The 3,643-nt window shown below is 56.7% G+C and carries 3 protein-coding genes; all 3 read left to right on the plus strand.

Annotated features, from left to right (window positions below):
* On the plus strand, positions 1-415 hold a 415-nt coding region (locus tag FJ404_19590), incomplete at its 5' end, for a transposase family protein (GenBank protein MBM3825049.1).
* A 320-nt stretch (positions 416-735) separates the two neighbouring features.
* A complete protein-coding gene (locus tag FJ404_19595; GenBank protein MBM3825050.1) occupies positions 736-2,022 on the plus strand; it encodes a restriction endonuclease in 1,287 nt (428 codons plus the stop codon).
* 191 nt (positions 2,023-2,213) lie between these two features.
* Positions 2,214-2,570 (plus strand): nucleotide pyrophosphohydrolase, encoded by a 357-nt coding sequence (locus FJ404_19600; protein MBM3825051.1) that lies wholly within the window; start codon positions 2,214-2,216, stop codon positions 2,568-2,570.
* Positions 2,571-3,643: the final 1,073 nt, after the last annotated feature.

The raw sequence follows: 3,643 nt of genomic DNA on the forward strand, positions 1-3,643 counted from the left end.
CTGGAGCTACGACTTGGTGAGCACCTGGACGCACGAGGGGCGCGTGGTGAGGTTGCTGACCTTGATCGACGAGCACAGCCGGGAGTGCCTGGCGATCCTGACGGCGAGGCGCATCGGCGCGCAGGAGGTGATCGAGCAGCTGGCCGAGGTGATGGTCAGTCGGGGCATCCCCGAGCACATCCGCTCGGACAACGGCCCGGAGTTCACCGCCAAGGTGCTCAGGGGGTGGCTGCAGCGGATCGGGGCGAAGACGCTGTACATTGAGCCGGGCAGTCCCTGGGAGAACGGCTACTGCGAGAGCTTCAACGGCACGCTGAGGGACGAGCTGCTCAATGGGGAGATCTTCTACAGCCTGAAGGAAGCGCGCATCGCTATGGACTCGACTGAAGGCACTGTGGCCCCCTCTTTGACGTAGTCGGCTACGCGTCGAGGGGCGCTTTCTGTACTTGTGGGCCAATACCTGGATGAAAACAACGCTAGGTCAGGGCTGAGTAGAATTCAACACCGAAGGACGTCAGAGCTGCCGCACAGGTGACGCCCCGTAGTGACGAACCCGGCCAACCAACTATCGCCAGTAGTCGTTTCTTCGCGGCAATTGCTTTCGGCACTGCCGTGGTGGAATAGTGACGATGTGCAAAAGGAATTCCTGCCCAGCCTAGGGGGCGACCGTACGAGATCGATGTCTAGCGAAAGAGCGATTGTGCGCGCGACTACGCAGCTGGAGGGAGCGGGATCATGAAGATCGGTGAAATCTTCCGTTACGCGAGGCCATACGACCACGTTGACCGGCGTAAGGATGGCCTGCCGAACTACTTTTATGAGACGTATACGAATGACCAGAAATATCCCGTTCTGGAGGCGGGCATAAATCCAATCCAGAAGACCAAGGCAACCGATGCACTGCGCTGCGCGGCGATACTGATTTCCAGCAGCCCGCATAAAGTTGGTAATGAAACCACGCCTTGGCAGGACACCTTCGATCCCGATCATGGGCACGTGCGGTACTTTGGAGACAACAAGACCGCTAAGGTCGACCCGGCAACGCCGAGAGGTAACAGAGCCCTACTTGAGCAGTTTGAGTTTCATAGCGGTACGACGCGCGAGGTGCGGCTTCGAGCTTGCCCAGTACTGGTCTTCAAGCGCGTAACAATTGCGGATCGTGTAAAAGGTAACGTTGAATTTCAGGGGTTCGGCATCATCGAGCGAGTCGAGCGCGTGACGCAGCACGGCGGTGGAGGGAAGACCGCATTTACGAACTACTCGTTTGATTTCGCCATTTTCAACCTCGAGGGCGAGAATGAAGAATTCAACTGGAACTGGATTTCGGCGAGGAGGGATGCAAAACTCTCTGCGGAGCAGACGCTGGCACTCGCGCCGAAGTCCTGGCGCATGTGGGTGGATGACGGCAGCAAAGTACTGGAGCGTTGCCGTAGACGCACTGTGCGGCTCCGCACACGCAAGGTCGAAGACCAGAAACCGGCCAAGGGTTCGAAAGAAGCGCAGGCATTACAAGAAATATATAGCTTCTACGCTGGGAAGAAATCCAGGTTCGAGGCACTCGCGGCACTTATTACAGAACATGTGATTAGCGAGGAAGGTACTCGATATCGGCCAGGTTGGCTCACGCCGGCCTCATCAGATGGCGGCGCCGATTTCGTTGGCCGTATGGATGTCGGTTCGGACCTCGCGATGGCGAAAATCATCGTCCTGGGCCAAGCGAAGTGTGAAAAACTTGACTCACCAACGGGCGGAAACCACATTGCGCGTACAGTTGCGCGACTACGCCGTGGCTGGGTTGGGGCCTACGTCACCACGAGTTTTTTTTCTGAAGCGGTTCAGCGGGAGGTGCTCGAAGACAGGTACCCCATCATCTTGATTAATGGCTTGAAGGTCGCCCAGGTTGTACTCCAGGTTGCGCACAAGCGTGGGTTGCCGAACGTGGAGGCATTGCTTCGCGAAGTCGACAGCCAGTACGAGCGCCTTGTGATGCAACGTGGCGCAGAAGAAATTCTTTACGACTGACTCAAACTTCCGTGTGGGGTGTGACCCGGACGCGATCGTCGAGAAATACCTATGCCCACGAAGCGAGTTGAAGGCCCTGATCTATTTCGGCACCGCAACGCTATCCAAGCGCGGGCTTTGGGCGGATGATTGGGCGGCAGCACCTTGGAAGTGGCCCTAGACAAATGAACCGTAGCGGAGCGGTAGTGACCATGCAGACGAAGACAATACAAGAGCAGCTACGCAAATTCGCCAAGGACAGGGACTGGGATCAATTCCATAATCCCAAGAACCTAGCCACCGCACTCGTGTGCGAGGCGGCGGAACTTGCCGAAATCTTCCAGTGGATGACCCCCAAAGAAGCAGTGGAATGCATGGGCGACCCCGAGACTGCTAAGGCCCTGCGCTACGAAATCGCCGACGTTCAGATCTATGTCCTCCGCCTCGCCGACAAACTCGGAATCGATTTGAACAAAGCCTTGCAGGAAAAGCTTCGAATAAACGCGGAGAAGTATCCGGTGTCATTGGCGAAAGGAAACGCAGTGAAATACTCACGCAGGAAGGGGTAAGCTAATGCAAAGCGTAATTCTTCAGCCCTGTGGCGACTCCGACGCTAGCAAGCACTTTGTCGACACCATTAAGTCTCCGGTGCCGATTGGGCGAATCGCCGAGCACCTGACCGCAGAACAATCTCGCCAGTTACAGCTAACTCTTGGCCGACGCTCGACGATCCCGGTGTGGGGAGTCACTCCAGGGGCGTATTTGCGACATCGACTGTAGCGCAGAAGCTGCATAACAAATCCCTTGCGCTCGACCTCTGGCAGACAAACGCGGATGGGGAGACTTGGGAGTATGTCTACTTTCTCGACGAGATTAGGTACGTAAACATCCCATATCTGCGCTTTAACCAAGCAGCGGGATACAAGCCCACCAATGTCATTCAGGGCTTCAACGTCCTAGACGCGGAAACTAGTAATCGTGTTCTGGATATATTGGACCTACGGAGCGAGAGATACCAGCCAGCCGTCGAACAGCAGCAATTTCGTACAGCAGTCGAGACCGCCATCGCCAATATTGACGCAACCGACGCACCCCAGGTCGCCGCAGCCCGTGTCGAGCAAGGTTACCTACGTAAGCACCTTTTTAAGGACGGTGTGCTTGGACGGTGCTGTATGTGCGGGCGCGATTTGCCTGTGGATCTACTCGTGGCAAGCCACATCAAGAAACGTAGCGAATGTGCGCGAGAAGAGCGCCTTGACTATCAGCATATCGTAGCGCCAATGTGCCTGCTGGGATGCGACGCCGTATTCGAGCGCGGCTACGTCGTAGTGAATGACAAAGGCCTCATCGTTAGGGGCCGCGTTGAGGTCGGTACAGCAGCGCTAGACAGCAAATTGGCTGGGATGGTGGACCGTCAGTGCACTGGGTGGACACCTTCGTCGGCGAAATACTTTGCGTGGCACCGCATCCGGTTTACTGGCCACTAGTTCTCCCTCACCCTGGCCTCTCTTTACCAATAGCGGCTCGTGGGGCGACATAAGCTGCATTGTGCGCCGTCAAACCGGGACCAGGGAGCGGGAGAATGGCCAAATCGTGCGGTGCAACGCAGCCTGGGGCGGATAGATTTTCTTATCCGTGGGGG

The organism is Verrucomicrobiota bacterium (genome assembly GCA_016871495.1).
GTDB lineage: Bacteria > Verrucomicrobiota > Verrucomicrobiia > Limisphaerales > VHDF01 > VHDF01.